Annotated in this window: 19 protein-coding genes; 14 read left to right on the top strand and 5 right to left on the bottom strand. The window is 34.9% G+C overall.

The window, feature by feature from the left end:
- Positions 1-90: 90 nt before the first annotated feature.
- The 4 genes from COD11_RS14675 to COD11_RS27555 all read left to right on the top strand — a co-directional run bounded on the left by COD11_RS14675 (position 91) and on the right by COD11_RS27555 (position 3,099).
- Positions 91-663, top strand: coding sequence for a TetR/AcrR family transcriptional regulator (locus COD11_RS14675; protein WP_098797649.1), 573 nt, complete (start codon positions 91-93; stop codon positions 661-663).
- A gap of 48 nt (positions 664-711) precedes the next feature.
- Positions 712-1,659 carry an SDR family NAD(P)-dependent oxidoreductase gene (locus tag COD11_RS14670; protein ID WP_098797648.1) on the top strand — a complete coding sequence of 316 codons (948 nt, stop codon included), beginning with the start codon at positions 712-714 and terminating at the stop codon, positions 1,657-1,659.
- A gap of 209 nt (positions 1,660-1,868) precedes the next feature.
- Complete coding sequence (locus tag COD11_RS27560) at positions 1,869-2,567, top strand: PAS domain S-box protein (protein WP_231308867.1); 699 nt, start codon at positions 1,869-1,871, stop codon at positions 2,565-2,567.
- Positions 2,554-3,099, top strand: a complete 546-nt coding sequence (locus tag COD11_RS27555; RefSeq protein ID WP_231308868.1) for an ATP-binding protein — start codon at positions 2,554-2,556, stop codon at positions 3,097-3,099. Before COD11_RS27560 ends, COD11_RS27555 begins: the two co-directional genes overlap by 14 nt.
- A gap of 54 nt (positions 3,100-3,153) precedes the next feature.
- Here COD11_RS27555 and COD11_RS14660 read toward each other — a convergent pair whose 3' ends face one another.
- Positions 3,154-3,675 carry a YpiB family protein gene (locus COD11_RS14660; RefSeq protein WP_176551097.1) on the bottom strand — a complete coding sequence of 174 codons (522 nt, stop codon included), beginning with the start codon at positions 3,673-3,675 and terminating at the stop codon, positions 3,154-3,156.
- Positions 3,676-3,904: 229 nt separating this feature from the next.
- Between COD11_RS14660 and COD11_RS14655 the strand changes: the two genes are divergently transcribed.
- From COD11_RS14655 to megL, 5 genes are all read left to right on the top strand, one after another.
- Positions 3,905-4,507 (top strand): class I SAM-dependent methyltransferase, encoded by a 603-nt coding sequence (locus tag COD11_RS14655; RefSeq protein WP_098797646.1) that lies wholly within the window; start codon positions 3,905-3,907, stop codon positions 4,505-4,507.
- A gap of 97 nt (positions 4,508-4,604) precedes the next feature.
- On the top strand, positions 4,605-5,663 hold the full coding sequence (locus COD11_RS14650) for an aromatic acid exporter family protein (protein ID WP_098797645.1): 1,059 nt from the start codon (positions 4,605-4,607) through the stop codon (positions 5,661-5,663).
- Between the two features lie 110 nt (positions 5,664-5,773).
- Positions 5,774-6,583, top strand: coding sequence for a bifunctional DNA-formamidopyrimidine glycosylase/DNA-(apurinic or apyrimidinic site) lyase (gene mutM, locus COD11_RS14645; RefSeq protein ID WP_098797644.1), 810 nt, complete (start codon positions 5,774-5,776; stop codon positions 6,581-6,583).
- Between the two features lie 109 nt (positions 6,584-6,692).
- On the top strand, positions 6,693-7,604 hold the full coding sequence (locus tag COD11_RS14640; RefSeq protein ID WP_098797643.1) for an aldo/keto reductase: 912 nt from the start codon (positions 6,693-6,695) through the stop codon (positions 7,602-7,604).
- A gap of 165 nt (positions 7,605-7,769) precedes the next feature.
- Positions 7,770-8,957, top strand: a complete 1,188-nt coding sequence (gene megL / locus COD11_RS14635; RefSeq protein WP_098797642.1) for a methionine gamma-lyase — start codon at positions 7,770-7,772, stop codon at positions 8,955-8,957.
- A 150-nt stretch (positions 8,958-9,107) separates the two neighbouring features.
- Here the strand turns inward: megL and COD11_RS14630 are convergent, their stop codons facing one another.
- On the bottom strand, positions 9,108-9,278 hold the full coding sequence (locus COD11_RS14630) for an aspartyl-phosphate phosphatase Spo0E family protein (RefSeq protein ID WP_098797641.1): 171 nt from the start codon (positions 9,276-9,278) through the stop codon (positions 9,108-9,110).
- A 253-nt stretch (positions 9,279-9,531) separates the two neighbouring features.
- Between COD11_RS14630 and COD11_RS14625 the strand changes: the two genes are divergently transcribed.
- From COD11_RS14625 to COD11_RS14610, 4 genes are read left to right on the top strand one after another with little or no spacing between them, the layout of a single operon-like run.
- Positions 9,532-9,768, top strand: coding sequence for a hypothetical protein (locus tag COD11_RS14625; protein WP_098797640.1), 237 nt, complete (start codon positions 9,532-9,534; stop codon positions 9,766-9,768).
- 2 nt (positions 9,769-9,770) lie between these two features.
- Positions 9,771-10,880: a GerAB/ArcD/ProY family transporter gene (locus COD11_RS14620; RefSeq protein ID WP_098797639.1), complete on the top strand. Its 1,110-nt coding sequence runs from the start codon at positions 9,771-9,773 to the stop codon at positions 10,878-10,880.
- Positions 10,877-12,481, top strand: coding sequence for a spore germination protein (locus tag COD11_RS14615; RefSeq protein WP_098797638.1), 1,605 nt, complete (start codon positions 10,877-10,879; stop codon positions 12,479-12,481). The genes COD11_RS14620 and COD11_RS14615 overlap by 4 nt, the downstream gene beginning before the upstream one ends.
- A complete protein-coding gene (locus COD11_RS14610; protein WP_098797637.1) occupies positions 12,474-13,697 on the top strand; it encodes a Ger(x)C family spore germination protein in 1,224 nt (407 codons plus the stop codon). Before COD11_RS14615 ends, COD11_RS14610 begins: the two co-directional genes overlap by 8 nt.
- A gap of 92 nt (positions 13,698-13,789) precedes the next feature.
- On the opposite strand, the gene COD11_RS14605 is transcribed toward COD11_RS14610, so the two are convergent.
- On the bottom strand, positions 13,790-14,653 hold the full coding sequence (locus tag COD11_RS14605) for a Cof-type HAD-IIB family hydrolase (protein ID WP_098797636.1): 864 nt from the start codon (positions 14,651-14,653) through the stop codon (positions 13,790-13,792).
- A complete protein-coding gene (locus COD11_RS14600) occupies positions 14,646-15,434 on the bottom strand; it encodes a DeoR/GlpR family DNA-binding transcription regulator (protein ID WP_098797635.1) in 789 nt (262 codons plus the stop codon). Before COD11_RS14600 ends, COD11_RS14605 begins: the two co-directional genes overlap by 8 nt.
- A gap of 154 nt (positions 15,435-15,588) precedes the next feature.
- On the opposite strand from COD11_RS14600, the gene dcuS reads away from it, so the two are divergent.
- The gene (dcuS, locus tag COD11_RS14595; protein ID WP_098797634.1) at positions 15,589-17,253 is read left to right on the top strand and encodes a DcuS/MalK family sensor histidine kinase; all 1,665 of its coding nucleotides are present in this window, start codon (positions 15,589-15,591) and stop codon (positions 17,251-17,253) included.
- Here the strand turns inward: dcuS and COD11_RS14590 are convergent.
- Positions 17,248-20,214 carry a Tn3 family transposase gene (locus tag COD11_RS14590; protein WP_098797633.1) on the bottom strand — a complete coding sequence of 989 codons (2,967 nt, stop codon included), beginning with the start codon at positions 20,212-20,214 and terminating at the stop codon, positions 17,248-17,250. The genes dcuS and COD11_RS14590 overlap by 6 nt on opposite strands.
- Positions 20,215-20,355: the final 141 nt, after the last annotated feature.

Raw genomic sequence — 20,355 nt, 5'->3', positions numbered from 1 at the left:
ACTAATTCTGGATTTTTTAATATTGACATGTGGTAAATTATGGTATATTATTTTATTGAACAGTGGTTAATAAAGAGTGAGGAGAGTAAAATGTCACCTAGAAAATCAGTGGATAAAGAATTATCAAGAGAAATGATCCTAGACGTAGCCAGAATTCTTTTCGTAAAAGATGGATATGAACATGTTTCAATGAGAAAGATTGCAAAAGAACTTGGGTATAGCCATGGAGCACTTTATTATCATTTTAAAAACAAGGCAGAGTTATTTTATGCACTAGTCGCGGATGGTTTTTTCTTGTTAGATCAAAAGTTAGAAGAAGTCATGGCAAAGGAGCTTTCAAAAGAAGATAAACTAAAAGAAGTATTTCTAGCTTATATTCACTTTGGAATAACCAATCCGAGTCATTATGAAACGATGTTTCTTACAAAAGACCAAGAATTAAAGAGCTTTTTACAAGAAGAGCCTAATAACAGTTTTGAAAACTTTGCACAGGCAGTTCATTCTTTAGTGAACACAAAAATTACACCGAAGGATATTTATTCAATCTTTTTGTCTCTCCACGGCTTTGTTACACATTTCATTTTTAAGGGTCAGGAATATGAGGATAGTAAAGATCTTGCAGAATCGCATATCCAATTAATTTTGCGTTCGATAGAGTCATAATTTTTTTTGGTATTAATTGAACAGTGGTTAATTAAAGGAGGATGAATAATGAAAAAAGCATTAGTACTTGGTGCATCTGGTGGTATGGGGAGTGCTATTACATTTGAGTTAATCTCTCGGGGAATTAAAGTAATTGCTTTTGCTCGGAATATAAAAAAGCTAAAAGCATTATATGAAGGAAACAACCTTGTAGAAATCAAAGAGGGAGATGTTTTTAACTATTCTCAATTAAAGGATGCAGCAAAGGGTGCAGAGTGTATTTATCATGCAGTAAATTTACCTTATCAGGAGTGGCAAACAAAACAAGAACCGATGATAAACAATATTTTACAAGTGTCAGAGAATGTTGGGGCTAAACTTGCAGTTGTTGACAATATTTACTCTTATGCTGAAAGTACAGGAGAAAAAGCATCTGAGGAGTATGAGAAAAATCCACAAACGAAAAAAGGGAAAATTCGTTTGAAAATTGGGAAGAAGGTAATGGACTCAAAGGTTCAAGCATTTATAGCGCATTTTCCTGATTTTTATGGACCATATGCTGAAAGTACAGTTCTCCACTATTTCCTTCAGTCAATAATCGATCATAAAAAGGCAATGTTTGTTGGGGATAAAAAAGTACCAAGAGAGTATATTTATACTCCAGATGGAGCGAAAGCACTGGTAGAGCTTTCTTTACATGAAAAAGCTTACGGACAATGCTGGAATATTCCTGGTACAGGAGTGATAACAGGTGAAGAAATCATTAAGATCATACAGGGAATAACAGGCTATTCAAGGAAGGTTTCAACAGTAACAAAAAATATGGTGCGTTTTATCGGGATTTTTGACCCTAGCATGAAAGAGTATGTAGAGATGTATGATCTGACTCAAAAACCGCTAATTTTAAATGGAGAAAAATTAGAATGTTTAATAGGACCAATTCAAAAAACCTCTTATAAAGAGGGTTTAGAAGGAACATTAAATACCATGAAGGAAAAAGGTCTAATTACTATATAATTCTGGAATAAAAAAGATGTCTTGAAATTTTGACATCTTTTTTAATTACATTGTTAGAATATCTTTCATTTTACTAGATACTGAGAGAAACATATTATAAGATTTTATATACATCATTAAAATTGTGTAAATTTTCCTAATTTTTTCACTAGTAAAGTACATATAGTGCTATTATATAAGTAAAATTCTGACAAAAATGAGGATAATTCATGAATAAGATTGGGCAAATTTCTCTAGTAATGATATCAATATTGTATACAGGAATTGAAAAGATTTTATACAATGAGGCATTTTTTTCATTGGATTTTTTCGTTTTTACTATTATTGCCTGGGTATGTGGAAGGCAATATGATGTAGCAAGATATTATACAAAAAAGGCACGTGCAAGTGAAGAGAGTTATAAACAATTGATTGACTCTTTACCTGAATCTATTATTATTCATCAAAACCAAAAGATTATCTATATAAACAATGCAGCTGCTCAGATGGTAGGAGCTAAAATTAAAACTGATGTTATTGGTAAATCCCTTTTTGACTTCATCACACCCAGATATCAGGAACGTGTATATGAGCGTATGAAATTGATTAATAAAGAAAAACAGCCATTAAGTAATATTGAATATGAAGTTCAACGTTTAGATGGAGTGAGGTTTTTCTTTGATGGTACATCTATGTCGATCACATTTGGTGAAAGAGATGCAGTGTTGACGATTGGAAAAGATATTACGGAGAAAAAAGAACATACAGAACGCTTGCTATTAAAATCAGAAAAGCTTGCCTTACTAGGTCAAATGGCTGCAGGAATTGCCCATGAGATAAGAAATCCCCTTACATCAATAAAGGGGTTTATTCAGTTATTTAAATCAAATCAGTTAGAAGAAACGTATTATAATATTGTTTTATCTTGACCGAATCAATTCAATCGTTGGAGAGTTTCTTGTTCTTGCTAAACCAAGTGCTTCTATTTTTGTAGAAAAAGATATAAAAGAGTTAATAAAAGACGTTATAACATTAATGAACACTCAATCAATTATCAATAACATTCAAATCTTTTCAGAGTTTGATCCTGATCTACCTAAGATATGCTGTGAAGAAGCTCAACTAAAGCAGGTATTTCTAAATTTATTTAAAAATGCAATTGAAGCGATGCCAAATGGAGGTCAAATTGAATTAAAAGTTAAGCTGATAGAAGCTGGAACAATATCTGTTCAACTTATTGATCAGGGGGTAGGTATTTCACCAGAAAGATTACCGACCCTTGGTGAGCCCTTTTATACCACGAAGGAAAAGGGCACAGGTTTGGGACTAATGACTTGTTATAAGATTATAGAATCACATAAAGGCGGTATGACTATTCAAAGTGAAGTGAATAAGGGCACGACCATTCAACTTACTTTACCGACTATGACTCAGTCCTTATTAAAAAGGGAATTTGTATAGGAAATGAGATAATAAAATAACAGAGGGTTACTTAAAGGCCCTCTGTTATTTTATTTATTTCTGAATTTCTTTTAATTGATTAACCAACTCATGAAACAGTTCTTCGTCTCGGTCATCCAATGCCTTATTGATCCTGCTTTTCAATAAAGCAATTTCAACAACTGAATCTGTTGCTTTTGCATCTTTTTCTGATTGTTCGTATTGTTTAATAGAATGAATTCGATGTGTTTCAACAAGCTGTGTATAGCGGTGATCAGAATGTTTACCAAAGTAGTGGAGGATGAGATAAACTTTTTCAGAAGGGCTGCTCATTAGTGAACCAAAAGCCCGTGAAACATCTTCTGTTTTTTGACCATTAGTGTAAAAGAGAAACCCAGATTCATCAGAATTAATACTTGAAACAACAATCGTACGGTCTTTTGAATGAACATAATCAGTAAAAGATAAGTTCTTAAGAATATGATGGTTTTTCTGAATATATTCTATAAGTCTCCGAGCTTCTTTATTTTTTAACTGATGGTTGTTCAAAAACCATTTTAGAAATTCGTCTTTCTTACTAGTTGAGATCCAGTTCATAATATCCTCCTTTCTAGCACTCTTTACTTCTATCATAACAGATCTATTATAGTAAATTACATACTTATCATGATAAAGGTATAATTTTTAACATGATGATGGTAAGTTTCCTTACATAAGTTGATTAATAACAGAATAGTGATCTTTGCAATTATATATCGGTTAGTTAATTATGTTATGATCGGGTAAAAGACAATCATTATAATCAGGCTTTAAAAGGGAGAAAAGAATGGAAGAGAAGGATTATGAACACTTGCTTAATATTTGTACGTCAGGAGATCAGAAGGGGTTTCACAAGTCCTTTCATTATCATCGTTATGAACCTACTCCTTATAATGGATTAAAGCAGTTATTTTCTCAATATCAGTTGCAAAGTAATGACCGAATCGTTGACTTTGGATGCGGTAAGGGCAGGTTGCCATTTTACGTTCACTACTTATTTGGGTCTTCTGTAGCCGGAGTCGAGATGAACAAGGACTTTTATGAAATGGCAGTAAAAAATCGTTCCTGTTATTTTAAAAAAACGAAAAAGAATGGTAACAATATTATTTTTCACAATTGCCTTGCCGAACACTACCCAGTTAAACAGGCTGACAATATTTTTTATTTTTTTAATCCATTCTCTATTCAAATCTTTATGAAGGTTATGAATAACATTATGTACTCCTTTGAGAAATGTGAACGACACCTTGAGTTGATCTTATATTATGCGGCTGAAGAATACATTTATTACTTAGAAAATCAGACTGCTTTTTCCCTTAAACAAGAGATTAAGATCAATGGACTATATGAACTAAATCAGAATGAGAGATTTTTAATATATGAACTGTAACTAAGATCGTCCTTTAAACTTGAACGTATTTAGAGATTTCTACTTGATACGTTATAATCAGTATATAACTGTTTATTTTAAGGGTTGAAGAAGCGTTATGGATACCATTAGAAAAGCAAAGTATTTGGTTGGCGGAAGGATCATCAAAACAGGAATAGCAGTTTTTCTGACTGTTATGATATGTGAATGGTTAAATTGGCCGGCAATGTTTGCTGCCATTACGGCTATAATTACAATTGAACCAACTGCCGCTAATTCAATAAAAAAAGCATTTGTACGTTTTCCAGCAGCAGCGATAGGAGCGGCATATTCAATTGCATTTAATGTTGTGCTTGGGGATCACTCATATACTTATGCATTAGTAGCAATAGCAACAATTATGACATGTCATAAGCTACGTTTAAACGAGGGAACACTTGTAGCAACTCTTACAGGTGTCGCGATGATCTCAACAGTCCATGATCACTTTATTGCTTCTTTTTTCATTAGATTAGGTGCAACAAGCATTGGTTTGCTCGTTTCTACATTAGTAAACCTGTTTGTTATGAGTCCAAATTATTCTCCAGCCATTCTTAATAAAATACGTAATCTCTTTTTAGAAACAGGAGATTTTATTGAAAGTCGTGGATTAGAGTTAGTGGACTTACATTCGAAAACAAATAGGAATGAGTCGAGAAGTTGGTTTCAAAAATTAATGAAGAATATTGAAGCAATTGAGGTGCTTTGTCGCTATCAAAAGGAAGAATGGAAATATCACCGTTTTAGCCGTCAGGATATGAGAACGTTTCATTATGAGTATAAAAAGCTAAATATTCTACGGCAAATCCTTTACCACGCAGGAAACTTACTTACGAATTCAAATCAAAAGGTTAAGGTAAGTGAAAAAAATAAAGATCTTGTGGTAGCAATCGTTTGCTCAATAAAGGATATTCTTCATCATCCACAATATGAAATAGAGACCTCACATTTTGAGAAAATAAATCGGGTCACAGAGTTATTTTGGGATAGGAAACCTGATCATTATGATAGTCATCATTGTTTTGCGCCGGAAACTGTTATTTTTTACGAACTCATTTCGATTTCTGATTTATTAGAGGAGTTACATCATATCCAATCGTTAGAGCTTCGTCACCAAAAATTATATCAAAATGAATGATCTTATTAGGCTTGCCAAGTGGTGAGCCTTTTTTGATTTCTTCCTACATGATTGGTCATTTTTTTAGCAATACTAACTTACAATATTATGTTCAAGGAAGGGTGTACATATTGCCTGAGTTACCTGAAATGGAAAATTATAAACGTATTTTTGACCAAAAGCTTGTTGGTAGAACAATTGAAGCGGTTGAAGTTACAAGAGAGAAATCAATCAATAAGCCTGTTTTAGAATTTGTTGATGCTGTTCAGGGGAAAACATTAGTAGCAGTGGAACGACGGGCAAAGCATTTGATATTCAAGCTGAATTCTGGAGAAAATCTATTATTACATTTGATGCTTGGAGGTCTCATGTACATTGGAAGTGACCAGGATAGTCCAGATCGCACAAAGCAGGTCACCATTTCTTTCGGAAATGATTTATTATTTTTTATCGGGCTGCGTTTAGGATATCTTCATCTATTATCAAACGAAGAATTGGAAAAGGATTTTCATGATTTGGGACCTGAGCCACTTAGTCCAGACTTCACGCTTGAAGCTTTTGATCAAAGTATACAGAAGAAAAGAGGTGCTTTAAAAACAACCTTAGTCAATCAAAGTTTCATTGCAGGTATTGGAAATCTTTATTCCGATGAAATTTGCTTTGAAGCGAAGCTGTTACCATCTAGAAAAGGAAATGAGCTATCAGTACAGGAACGCTCTGCACTTTTTCATGCCATACAAACAATTTTAAATAGAGGTCTTACGTATGGTGGATATATTGATATGCCTGTATTTAAAACAGACAATTTAACAGGAAGTTATGATCATCACTGTTACGTCTATAATAGAGAAGGGGAGCCTTGCCCTAGATGTCAATCTTCTATCATTCGAGATGAGATATCATCAAGAAAAACGTTCTACTGCGTACAATGCCAAAAATAGAAGTGTTCTTTCATTGAGAGCTATATTCTTGAATTAATCATGGTTCTTAGATATGATAGATTAAGGGAATGAAACCGGTTTCCTAATTGTGGATAATGGGGTGTTTTAAATGAAATACAGACGTTTAGGAAGTACTGATTTAAAGGTTTCTGTAGTAGGGGTAGGAACATGGCAGTTTGGAGGAGATTGGGGAAAAGACTTTTCTCAAGCTGAAGTTGATGCGATTCTTTCACATGCAAAAGGTTTAGGAATTAATTTGATTGATACAGCGGAATGTTACGGACCGCATCATATGTCTGAAAAATTCATAGGTGATTTTCTCTCTAGAGATCGTCGTGAGGACTGGGTACTTGCCTCGAAATTTGGTCATAAATGGCATGACAATTGGGAGCATGCATGGAGTGCAGAGGCAGTGCAAGTACAATTAGAGGAATCGCTTAAAGCATTAAAGACAGATTATATTGATCTATATCAATTTCACTCAGGTCCTGATGACGTTTTTAATAATGATGATTTATGGACAATGCTTGATAAGCAGGTTCAAGCGGGTAAAATCCGTAATTTAGGAATTTCTATTGGTGCAAATGACAATATCTATCAAACATCAAAAGCTAGTGAGTTAAATGCTAAAGCAATACAGGTTGTTTATAACCGAATTGATCAAGTACCTGAAGAAGAAGTATTTCCTTCGTGTATAGAGCAGGATTTAGGTGTATTAGCAAGAGTACCATTAGCAAGCGGATATTTGAGTGGGAAATATAACCCTGGTGCAACATTTAGTGACAATGTCAGAAAAAATCATGAACAACAAGAAATCGATGAAAAGCTGAAACTAGTTGCAAAGATAAAGGAGCAAGAAGTGCCAGAAGGAGTAAACATGGCAACTTGGGCTTTAGCATGGTGTCTTCAGCATCCTGCAGTCACAACTGTTATTCCTGGATGCAAAAGCCCAGAGCAAGTGGAAGCAAATGCAAAGGCTGCAGATTTAATCACGGAAAACCATCCATCAGATATAAAGTAATACCGAGAAGGTAGGGGGATTCCCTATCTTTTTTGTTTTCAAAAACAATGATAAGGAAGGTATTCAATATATAAAGGAACCTGACAAACTTGGTTTAAATAGTCTATATAAAGGAGCCTAGGATAGTGTACAGGTGCTCTTTACAAAGTTTGAAGGGGGAGTACTATGGATCGAAACATTCATCATCAGTTTTCTACAAAAGCAATTCATGGTGGATATGACCCGAAGGAACATAAAGATAGCTTAACACCACCAATTTATCAAACATCCACCTTTACATTTCCTACATTAGAGCAGGGAGCAAAGCGGTTTGCTGGAGATGAAGAAGGGTATATCTATTCCAGGCTTTCAAATCCTACAGTTACGGTGTTAGAAGAGAGAATAGCTCAGTTAGAAGACGGGGAAGCGGCTCTTGCCTTTTCATCAGGAATGGCAGCAGTTTCTGCCGCTCTTATTGGTTTAACAAAAAATAATGACCATATTTTATGCTCAAAAGGAATATATGGATGCACCTTTGGACTACTCCAATTGTTGAAAAATAAATATCAGATCGAGTATTCGTTCTCAGATCTATCTACGACTGAAGAGATATGTTCGCAAATAAAAGAAAATACAGCGTGTATTTATATTGAAACACCAATAAATCCTACAATGAGATTAATTGATTTAGAAAAGGTAACTGCAATTGCAAATGAAAAGGGAGTCAAAGTGATAGTAGACAACACTTTTTCAACTCCTTATTTGCAAAAGCCCATTTCTTCAGGATGTGACCTTGTTATTCATAGCGGCACGAAATATATTGGTGGTCATGGGGATGTTGTAGCGGGTGTAGTTGTTGGCAGTCACGATCTGATTAAGACTTTAAAGAGTACGGTACAAAAGGATATAGGCGGCGTTATTGCACCGTTTGATGCTTGGCTGTTGTTAAGAGGAATAAAAACATTAGCTGTTAGAATGGATCGACATAGTGAAAATGCCGAGAAAATTGCTTTAAGCCTTAAGAAACACTCTAAAATTAAGAATGTCTATTATCCTGGAGATTTAGATCATCCTGACTATCACATTATGAAAAAACAGATGAGAAATGGTGGAGGATTACTTTCTTTTGAAATTAAAGGCACATACGAAGATACGGTGAGATTTGTTAATCATCTTAAGCTTATCCCAATAGCAGTAAGCTTAGGTGATGCGGAAACACTTATTCAGCATCCTGCATCGATGACACATTCTGTCATACCTGATGAAGTGAGGATTAAAATGGGTATAACAAATCAGCTATTAAGACTATCTGTTGGTCTGGAGGCTTGGGAGGATATTTGGGAAGACATAAATACTGCCTTAAAGGCTATTTAAAGACTAGTAGTGATAAGCTGCTAGTTTTTTATTAATGATATCTCACGGTTTTGTGGTATCACATTCAGCCAAGAAAACACAAGAGTTAGGCTAGTAAAAAGGACAGGTAATTTCTAGATTGGATACACATGTAGCTACTGTCCTTTTTACCTAGCTGCAGGATTTTAGTAGTAATTGTGTTTCGAAAATTAGACGATCCAATTCTTGGCTATATTTAATTGTTTCAGGACTATTTATTCCTTTTGTTTGTGCCGAAGCAATCATCAACTTTCTTACTAAGTCAATTTTATGGCCGAGTTCTGGATTTATCGTATCATTCATTATGCATAACCCCTATACTAAACAAATCTTATATTTCTATTATTATAGATAATTGCTAATTATGGATTGCCTTCGACAATCAATCTATGTATCAGACAAAATTTTTATTTCTTTTGACAAAATTTTAACACCCAACTTCTTGTCTAGTTCTATTTATTCAACTAAAAACTTAACTAGATCATACTAAAAAATTCTCTTTTGACCATAATAATCCATATATCCAAATACAAATATGGATGTAGGATGTGTTGTGATGAGAAATCTAATGTTATTTACAATTTTTACAATCTTAAGTATATTAGTCGCACAAATTGACGCAGTGCTCTATAAAACAGATCTTTGGACGGAGCTTAAAACATTGTTAGGAATAGATCCAGGATCTAATAAATGGATGGTTTATGCTTTTTTACTGATAGGATTTATCTATTCTATCGCAAATGGAATAAAAGAAAAGCTTCAAAAACTCAAGAAAATTGGAAGTTTTAAATAGGTATGAAACAAAATGTAGAAAAAATCTCACTTTGGCAGTTATATATCCTTATCATTTGTTTTCAAATTGGAAGTGCAGCACTTGTTAGTATTGGAGATGAGGCAAGGCAGGATGCTTGGATTGCGATTATATTAGCTACTGTTATTGGAGTTGGTCTCATTTTTTATTATTTCTTTTTGCTTTCAAGATTACCGGGAAAGAACTTATTTGAGATATTTCACTTTTGTTTTGGGAAATGGATTGGAAAGTTTTTGACTTTGTTGTACGTTATTTATTTTTTTTATATTTCCGCAAGGGTTTTACGTGATTTTGGTGAGCTTCTTGTTTCAACGATTTTTGAAGTAACACCATTGGAAGTCATCTCGATCACGATGATGTTGGTGATCATTTATATGCTTCAACATGGACTGGAAGTGCTTGGTAGAACGAGTGAGGTTTTTTTTCCTTATGTTGTAACGTTTATATTAGTAACCGGTATTGCTATTTGGCTTTCAGGGGGCATAGAAATTAATAATTTAAAGCCAGTGTTGGGGGATGGATTTCAACCGATTATGAAAGCATTATTTCCACAATTAATAACTTTTCCATTTGGTGAAGTTATTACATTTATGATTGTTGGAGCTTATATAGGTACTAAGAAGGGTGTAGGGAAAGTTAGTGCTGCTGCTGTTATAACTAGTGGACTTATTCTTACATACGGTTCATTTATTCAAATTGCCACATTAGGAGCAGATTTAAAGGAAAGAGCAACATTTCCTTTATTAAGTGCATCAAGGGAGATTTCATTACTTAACTTTATAGAAAGAGTGGACTTAATTATTGTCTTCTTTGTCATGTTCGGAATTATTGTAAAGGTAAGTTTGTTTTTTTATGGGGGACTAAAAGGGCTTGAGTACATCATTAATAAACCGTATCGAAGTATGACGTTACCGATGGGGGCATTAGTTGCTTTTATATCTGTGGTGATTAGTCACAATTTTATTGAGCATATAGAAGAGGGATTAGTATTTGTCCCCTTTTATTTACATCTTCCATTTCAGTTTGGAATCCCGATTCTCATTCTTCCTATTTTGTTGTGGAAAACAAAGAAAAAGGAGACGACTAGCTTATGAGTATACTTTCGACACTATTTAGAAGAAAAGTTAATAAAAATAGTGGGAAAACATCAGAGAAGGAACTCTATGATAAAGAAGGTATACCAAAGCAATATGATTTTTCACTAGAGAAGAATAAGAAAAGTATAAAAGAAATATTTAATTCAACGTCCGATTATGAGGTAATTAACATAAAGGTTGGAAACCTTGAGGGGTGTGTTTGTTACTTAGGAACGACTTTAAGTAAGAGTGATTTGAATTCTCTAGTCTTAGAACCACTGAGGTCTGCCTTTCAAAAGAATGAGGAAACTTATCAAGATATGAATTCATTAAGAGAAGCATATTTTCCAGCAGTATCTTATGAATTTGCAGAAACACTGCACCAGCTTATTTGGCATATGCTGAATGGTTTTGCAATTGTGATGGTTAACCAACATACGAAAGCTTTAGCTTTAAATATTGGTGGTACCGAGAAGAGGTCAATAGTAGAACCGAGCACACAGACAATTATCCGTGGCCCTAAGGATGGCTTTGTTGAGGATCTTCAAACAAATATTGGACTGGTCCGTAGAAGAATTAAAAATCCCAGATTGATATTTGAAGAGTTCAATGTAGGAAGAGATTCTAATACACAATTGGTCATTGGCTACATGAAGGGAATTGTGAACGAGGATATTCTGAGCGAGGTAAAGCAAAGAATTAATAAGATTAATGCTTCTGGTTTATTGGACACAGGAAATGTAGAGGAGTTTATAACAGATCAAACTTTTACCTTTTTTCCACTAGTTTTTAATACAGAAAGACCAGATAGCATAAGCGGGAATATCCTTGAGGGGAAAATTGCTATCTTTTTAGATGGAACACCCTTTGTCTTAGTTGTTCCCAGTGTCTTTACTGATTTTTTTCAGTCTACTGAGGATTATTATCAGCCGTTTTTCATGACAAGCTTTATCAGAGTAATTCGTTATATTGCGTTTATGATTACACTAACATTTCCTTCTTTATATGTTGCCATTACAACTTTTCACCATGAATTACTTCCCACACCCTTATTGATAAGTGTGCAAAGTCAAAGAGAAGGAGTTCCATTTCCAGCTGTTATTGAGATTTTACTTATGGAGCTTACATTTGAAGTGTTAAGAGAGGCTGGTGTTCGAATGCCTCGTGCTGTTGGTCAAACATTATCAATTGTTGGTGCTTTAGTTATTGGGCAAGCTGCTGTTGAAGCTGGCCTCGTTTCTAATGTGTTAGTCGTTGTTGTTGCATTTTCTGCCATTGCAAGCTTTGTTACACCAATCTATAATTTTTCAATTGCGGCGCGGCTAATTCGATTTATCTTAATATTAATGGCTGCTTCTTTAGGGTTATATGGTATTTTCTTATCACTCATTGTAATGGTTATCCACTTGGTAAGTTTACGAACGTTTGGAATTCCTTATTTAACACCAGTGGCTCCATTTAAATTGAGAGATCAAACAGATGTGTTTTTTCGTATTCCTTTATGGGCAGATAAATTTAGGCCATCTTATTTAATGTCGAAATCACCAGTGAAAATAAAGGATACTAGGAAGCCGTCACCTCCTAAACAACAATCAGAAGGGGAAAAGGAAAATGATTAAGAAATGGATATATTTATTTCTCATTCTGTCTTTTTTTATGACAGGTTGTTGGGATCGTGAAGAATTGGATGAAATATCAATTGTGTCAGGTATTGCAGTAGATCCAGGGGAAGAAAAAAAGTATCGCTTGACAGTAGAAGCTATTATCTCGTCTGAATTTGGAAAACAAAGTGCTCAAGGTAATACACCGGTCGTTACGTATACTATGGAGGGGAATTCTCTTTCGGAGCTATCAAATAAAATGAATAAGGGACTAACTCGTAAGATGGTTTATTCCCATACAAGGGTATTATACATAAGTGAGGAGGTTGCGAGGGAAGGTCTATTTGGTTTCCTAGACTTTTTGGATCGCAGTGGACAATTCCGAAATGATTTTAACATTATGATCACAAAAGGAAGCCCTGCTTCTGAGTTCACAAAAATTACCTATCCAACACAGAAAAGTCCTTCCCTAAAGGTTAATTCTCAAGCGGAGACATTTACTGAGGAGTGGGGAGGAGATCCTAATGTTAAGTTATATGATTTTATATCTACAATTATTTCAAAAGGAAAGAGTCCAGTTGCTGCATCGCTCTCAATAAAAGGTAATGCAGAATCAGGAAAAACAGTTGAGAATAATAAGTCTCTAGATCCTGAAGCGCTAGTTGTTATGGACGGTATGGTAGTTTTTGATGATGAGAAGATGATTGGTGAGTTATCTCTAGAAGAAACAAGGAACTATTTATGGACTCAAGATCTAATGCAAACCAGTCTAAGTATCCCATGTGGAGAAAATTCTGAAGAAGCTAAAGGTTATTTTTTAGATGCGCGAATAACAATGTCTAAGTCAAGTCTAGAAGCTGATTATAAGAATGGTTACCCACATATTAAAGTAAATATAAATGGTGAAGCAAGAATTCAAGGGCTACATTGTCCTCAGGATTTAACAAAGTTAGCTGTTTTTACAGATTACGAAGAGAGAATTGAAGATTATATAAAGAAAGAAATGAGCTCTCTCATAACGAAAGTACAGGAAGAGTATGGAGTTGACATATTTGGGTTTGGTGATGCTCTAAATCGTCAGAACCACAAGAAATTTCTAGAAGTACAAAATCAATGGGATGAAGAGTTTGCCAAAGCTGAACTGGATGTATATGTTGATATGCATCTCATGAGATCTGGAATAAAAAATAAAAGTTTTAATGAGGATATTGAAAAAAAAGAAAAAGAAAAATAAATAGAAAAGCCAACCCCTTCGTCACGCCACAAATGAAAGTGTTACGCCGAAGAAGGTTGGCTTATTAAAATTGTATCATGTTTTCATTGCATTTATACCTTGCTTAAAACAGATTGAATAAAGTGAGCAACACCATTTTCATCATTTGTTACTGTCACCAAATCGGCTGCTTCTTTAATAGAATTTTTTGCATTCCCCATAGCTATACCTATTCCTGCACGAGATAGCATGGATAGGTCATTCATGCTATCACCAATTGCTGCAGTATGTTCTAGAGCAATACCTAGTTTTTCAGATAGTAATTCAAGAGCAATTCCTTTTGATGCATGCTGATGCTCTAATTCAAAGTTATGATTGGCTGAAGATACAATCGTAAGACCCTCAATTTGACCATATTTTGACCAGCCTTCTTTTAATCTCTCTTCAAAAAAGGAAAACGCAAGAATGTTATAAACGGGTGTGCCAGCTTCTTTAATATCTTTGTAAGAATCAATAAATGTAAATCCCGTTTGACTAAATTGCTTTGATAGAGCTTCCTCTAGAGAATCAATAGAAACATCAGGGTTAGCACTTTGGATGCGATCTATTTCAATCTGTAATAGCTTGCGCCCGCTAGTAGGAGTATAAATACATGAAGAACTAAAAACCTCATAATAAAAGCCATCCTGTTCTAATGCATGTAGCACTTTATAGGCAGTTGTAGGATCAATTGGTTGATGGTGATAAAGATTACCTTCCGGATCATAGATTGTTGCTCCGTTCGCTGCAATGATCCATGTTTTTATGTCTGTATCCTTAAAAATTGCCTGAACATCGAAATGGGCACGACCTGTTGCGATAACAATCTCAATACCAGCATTTTGCGCTTCTTTTATCGCTTGGATATTTTCAATGCTGATTTCATTCTTACTACTTAGCAATGTTCCATCAAGGTCAATAGCTATAAGCTTAGTCATTAAGTATTTCCCCTTCCTCATTATGAGATGTAATGAATATTTCAACTCCATGAGAATCTAATAAATCTTGAAATTCCTTATTGGGCTCTCGATCAGTGATAAGTAAATCAATCTCGTTAAGTTCCGCACATCGAAAATACCCCGTAATACCGATTTTTGTATGATCTGCTAGTAAAATAACCTGCTCAGCTTGCTGAATCATTTTTTGCATCACTTTCCCATCTTCCTCATGAGCTACTGTGACACCTTTCTCGGATATTCCGGCGCAACCTACAAAGGCCTTATCAACATGGTAATAAGATAGTTTTTCGATCACAGAACTTCCATATAAATAGCGGTGTTCTTTATGGAGTTCTCCTCCAAGCAGTTGAATATGTGCTTGTGAATTTTTAATTAGTATGTCTGCCAGATTAATTGAGTTTGTAATAATCGTACATTTTACATCTTCCATCTGCTCCGCACATGCCTGAACAGTTGTTGAAGTGTCAAGAATAATGTAATCACCAGGATGAATAATAGATGCTGCTTTTTTGCCAATTTGTCTTTTTTCTTCTGATACCATGCTTAAACGATTAACGTAATCTTTGATTTCATGTTTAGGTGAAGGAAGGATGGCACCACCCCGAGTACGGATAATAGCTTTATCTTCTTCTAATTTCACAAGATCTCTTCTGGCTGTATCTCTAGATACGTCAAACAACTCGCATATTTCTTCAATTGAAATGCGCTTGGATGTTTTTAGGTGTGCAAGGATTGATCTTAATCGTTCTTCTTGGAACATTATGTTACCCCTTCTTTAAGTGTTTATAAGTATTTGTAAGTTATTATAAGTTATTGTAAGTGGATTTTCAATTACTTATTTCATCTCTAAGTATTTTCGTGTTTATATTAAGAGGTATATTGTCTGTTATAATAAATTTCTGGGAGGTGAAGACATGATAAAGCAAAAATATAAGCTAAGTACAATCATTATTTTGTTCGTTTGTTTAGTCGTGCTTCTTTCGCTGCTCCTGACTGATTTGTTAATAAGTCATACAGTAAGCAAGACCATACGAGAAAATCAAGAAGAAAAGGCAAAGATTGTCTCAAGAACAGTTGCGAAGTCTGTGATTGTAAAAAATGGACTAGAAAATAACCAACCTTATTCGAGTGAGATTCAAGATTATACTGTTGACATTCAAAAAGCAGCAGATGTTATGTTTGTCGTTGTAATGGATATGAAAGCAGTAAGAAAATCACACCCTAACACTGATTTAATTGGAAAAAAATTTAAAGGGGGAGATGAGGAAGCTGTTCTTAACGGTAAAGAGCATGTTTCGGTTTCAGAAGGGACGTTAGGACAATCATTAAGAGCTTTTACACCTATATATAATCATGAACAAGAACAGATAGGGGCAGTTGCTGTTGGTATTTCATTGAATAATGTGGAACAAGCATTAGAAAGAGGGCATCGTACCATCATAATTGCCTCTATTATTGGTGTTTTAGTTGGGATCTTAGGTGCAATATTATTAGCTCGATATATAAAAAAGATTTTATTTGGTCTTGAACCATTTGCCATTGCTAAAATACATGAAGAAAGAAATACGATGCTGCAATCTGTTCATGAGGGTATTATTGCGGTTGATAATGAGGCGAATATTACTCTAGTAAATAGATCGGCTTTACACATTTTTAAAAATACTGGACTACCAGCACAGCCTATTGGGATGAAGATAACAGAGTATTTACCATCTTCAAACTTGGATCGTGTACTTAAAACAGGAAAAGCAGAGCAAGATGTTGAGTTAACGATTAATGGGGTTTCAATATTGGTTAATCGAGCACCTCTAATAGTCAACGATCAAATTGTTGGAGCTATTTCCACCTTTAGAGATAAAACAGAGATGAATCAATTAGCTGAACAATTAACAGGGGTTCGTACCTATGCAGATGCATTACGAGCTCAATCTCATGAATTTATGAACAGACTTCATGTTATTTTAGGTATGATTAAAATGGAAAGCTATGAAGAGCTAAGGAAGTTCATTGCTCAGGTTGTTAATCATGGTGCACATGAGGTTGGACAAGTGACAAAAAATATTAAAGATCCAGCACTAGCAGGCTTTTTACTTGGGAAGCTTAGCTTTGCAAGGGAAAATAAAGTAGAAATGATCATTGATTGTGATACGCTTATTCCTGAACCGGTTGATCCAAGAATTACCCATGAATTAATTACGGTTATTGGCAATTTAGTAGATAATGCGATTGAAGCGATGGCTCAATATGATAATAAAGTCTTGCAAGTCAAATTTCATTATGAAGACTCTTCTTTACAAATAAAAGTTAGGGATTCAGGTCCTGGACTTCATAAGGATCAATTTCCACATCTATTTACCAAGGGGTATTCCACAAAGGGAGATAATCGTGGGTTTGGATTATATTTAGTCAACAAAAGTATGGAACATATAGAAGGAACACTTCAAATTAATTTAAGTATCAAAACAGGAGCAGAATTTATTGTTCAAGTTCCTTATAAAGGGGGTACCGTCAGGAAAATGCGGATTTACAACGCTAAGCCTATTTTTCTGACGATTCCCACGTTTTTAACAACGTTATGAAAGTTTTAGTGGTCTTAAAGAATCTAATGAGACCATTTTCTCCGAATTAAAATGGTATTCTCCTAGTAAATTAATATGTTCCCAGCCTAAAGGTGACATATGGTGTAATAAGTCCTCATTAAAACTACCTGCCTGTTTTTGATATTCAACTGCTTTGGTCAGATGTAGAGTATTCCAGATACTGATGGCATTGATAATTATGTTTAAAGCACTGGCTCTTTGAAGCTGATGCTGTATGGTTCGTTCCCTAAGCTCTCCTTGTTTTCCGAAGAAAATAGCTCTTGCCAGTCCATTCATGGCTTCTCCTTTATTCAATCCTTTTTGTATTTTTCTTCTTAATGATTCATCCGAAATATAATTCAAAATAAAGATCGTTTTTTCTATTCGGCCCATCTCACGTAAGGCTGTAGCCAAGCTGTTTTGTCTTGAATAAGAACCTAGTTTCCCCATAATAAGGGATGCTGAAACTTTTCCTTCCTTTATAGAATGAGCTAATCGCAAAACATCCTGATAATTTTCTTTAATGACCTTTGTATTTATTTGTCCACGTAAAATGGCTTCTAATTTTGGATATTCACTTGCTTTATCTATTGTAAATAATTTCGAGTCTGATAAATCTCGTATTCTTGGAGCAAATTTAAATCCTAATAAATGAGTCAGCCCGAATATTTGGTCTGTGTAACCAGCTGTGTCTGTATAATGCTCTTCTATATTTAGATCCGTCTCATGGTGCAACAATCCATCCAAAACATGAATCGCATCCCTTGAATTTGTATGAATAATCTTTGTGTAATAAGAAGAGAATTGATCACTAGTAAAACGGTAGATGGTGGTTCCTTTTCCAGTCCCGTAATGTGGGTTTGCATCTGCATGCAGTGATGAAACACCTATCTGCATTCTCATACCATCTGACGAGGATGTTGTACCGTCGCCCCAATAGGAGGACAATTGTAATTTATGATGGAAATTTACTAATATGGCTTGGGCCTTATTCATTGCATCTTCATACAGGCGCCATTGAGATACATTGGCTAGTTGCTTATATGTAAGTCCGGGTGTGGCTTCGGCCATCTTGCTTAAGCCAATATTCATTCCCATTCCTAAAAGGGCAGCCATGATAATGATTGTTTCCTCCTTATCTGGTTTTCGAGTATTGGAAGCATGAGTGAATTGCTCATGAAATCCTGTTATATGAGCAACATCCATAAGTAAATCAGTTAATTTTATTCTTGGTAGCATTTGATAAAGGCTTGCACTAAATTTTTTTGCTTCTTCTGGAACATCTTTTTCTAAGCGTGCAAGTGACAGTTTTCCTTTTTCAAGAGAAACCCCATCTAACTTGTTGGAATTGGCAGCTAACCATTTTAACCTTTCATTAAGGCTACTGGTTCTCTCTGTTATATAATCTTCGAATGATAAACTAACTGATAATCTCGTATTCCCCTTCGATTGATTCCATATATCTTCCGAAAACAAATATTCCTCAAAATCCCTATATTGTCTGCTGCCAACAATAGAAACATCTCCTGCCCGAACATGCTCCCGAAGTTCTGTTAAAACAGCCATTTCATAGTAATGACGATTAATTGTTGTACCATCATCCTGGTATAAATGCTTTTTCCATCGTTTTGAAATAAAATCCACAGGTGAGTCATCAGGCACTTTTCGCTTTCCGGATTCGTTCATTCCTCGAATAATCTCAACAGCCTGTAAAAGTGGCTCATTTGCCTTTGTAGAATGGAATTCCAATACTCTTAATAGCGTTGGCGTATATTTTCTTAGTGAATAAAACCGTTTTTGCAGTAAGTCCAAATAATCATAGTCGGCAGGATGTGCAAGCTCCTGAGCCTCTTCTACTGAAGAGACAAAGGTATTCCATTCAATAATCGATTCTAAAACCTTAAAAACGTCTAATTTTTCCTCTCTTGCTTTAATTAATGCTTGTCCGATGTTCGTAAAGTGTATAACTTTCTCATTTAGTTTTTTACCGTTTTGTTTCTGGATTTCCTCTTGAGCCTTACGACCTTTTGATAACAAACTAAGTATTTGCCTATCATGAATTTCAAACGCATTATCTGTTAGCTCCTGAGTAAGTTGTAATAAATAGACGGTTAATATCGAATAACGTTTATTTTCTTGAAAGTCACGGAATGCATACGGCTCGTATCTTGAACCTAAGCGAGATAGCTGTAACAGACGATTGCGATGCAAATGGCTAATTTGTACCGTTTCTAATTCTATTTCTCGTATGTATTCAAGTCGTTCTATTACTTTTAGAAATGTTTCGGGCGAAGGATGACCCGGTGGTTCCTTTAACCAACCCAATATCGTTTTATTGGATTCGGATGGATGCTGCGAAGTAATGATCTCTTCAAGCTTTTCTTTTTGTTCATTTGTAAGAGATTTACTTACCGTATTAAATAGCTTCTTTTCAGCCATTGCCCTTGCTTCCCACACCATTCTTTCAAGTGTAGTGATAGCAGGGAGTATGATTTTGTTTTTTCTTAGAAAATCTATGCATTCATGCAGTAGATGAATGGCATCACCATTTTCCAAAGCTAATTGATGAAGGCGCTTAAATGTCATTCGATATTCACTCAGGGTAAAAGTTACAAAGTCGTATTCACTTCGAATTTCTTTCAAATGATCCCAAAGTGTATTTTCCCTTTGAGGATAATAGCTAAGCGAGGATGGACTAGCACTGATTTGTTTCGATATATATTGTATAACCGAATCTGGGATGCTTTTAATATGAGTGTATGGCCAACCGGGATACCGAAGAACAGCAAATTGAACGGCAAACCCTAAACGGTTTTCTTCCCTCCTTCGCTTATTAATTATTTCTAAATCACGTTTGGAAAAGGTGAAGTAGGTCCCCAATATCCATTCATCTTCAGGGATTTGCATAAAAGCCTGTCTCTGTTCCGGTGTAAGCAATTCTCTACCTCTCGCAATTTTCATTCAGTATCATCCCATTTCTGTATTTTTCAATTTATTAGCTCAATTATATATCAATAGAGTGTACTCTATTGATACAAGTATAGTAGACTGATAAAATCATAGTTAAGAGTGTCTCATAAGACTTGTCTCAAAAACGAGGTG

The sequence above is a fragment of the Bacillus sp. AFS040349 genome, assembly GCF_002577655.1.
In the GTDB taxonomy this organism is placed as follows: domain Bacteria; phylum Bacillota; class Bacilli; order Bacillales; family Bacillaceae; genus Metabacillus.
Note: the sequence above shows the minus strand (reverse complement) of the source record. Positions and strands in the feature narration are given on the sequence as shown.